The following is a 450-nucleotide window of genomic DNA, read 5'->3' on the forward strand; positions in this document are numbered from 1 at the left end:
TCGAACGACTACTGGGGTATCTAATCCTGTTTGCTACCCATGCTTTCGAGCCTCAGCGTCAGTTAAAGCCCAGTAAGCCGCCTTCGCCACTGGTGTTCCTCCTAATATTTACGCATTTCACCGCTACACTAGGAATTCCGCTTACCTCTACTTCACTCAAGAGTTACAGTTTCGAGTGCTGCTACCAGTTGAGCCGATAGATTTAACACCCGACTTGTCTCCCCGCCTACGCTCCCTTTACACCCAGTAATTCCGGACAACGCTTGCCACCTACGTATTACCGCGGCTGCTGGCACGTAGTTAGCCGTGGCTTCCTCCTCAGTTACCGTCTCGTTTCGTCACTGAAGACAGAGGTTTACAATCCGAAAACCTTCTTCCCTCACGCGGCGTCGCTGCATCAGGGTTTCCCCCATTGTGCAATATCCCCCACTGCAGCCCCCCGTAGGTCAG

1 rRNA gene is annotated in these 450 nt (G+C 52.9%); it reads right to left on the reverse strand.

The features are described 5' to 3' along the window. Positions 1 to 450 (reverse strand): 16S ribosomal RNA (locus I5L03_RS13305); the annotation flags it as partial.

It is taken from the genome of Aurantiacibacter sediminis (assembly GCF_016019885.1).
Classification (GTDB): Bacteria; Pseudomonadota; Alphaproteobacteria; order Sphingomonadales; family Sphingomonadaceae; genus Alteraurantiacibacter; species Alteraurantiacibacter sediminis.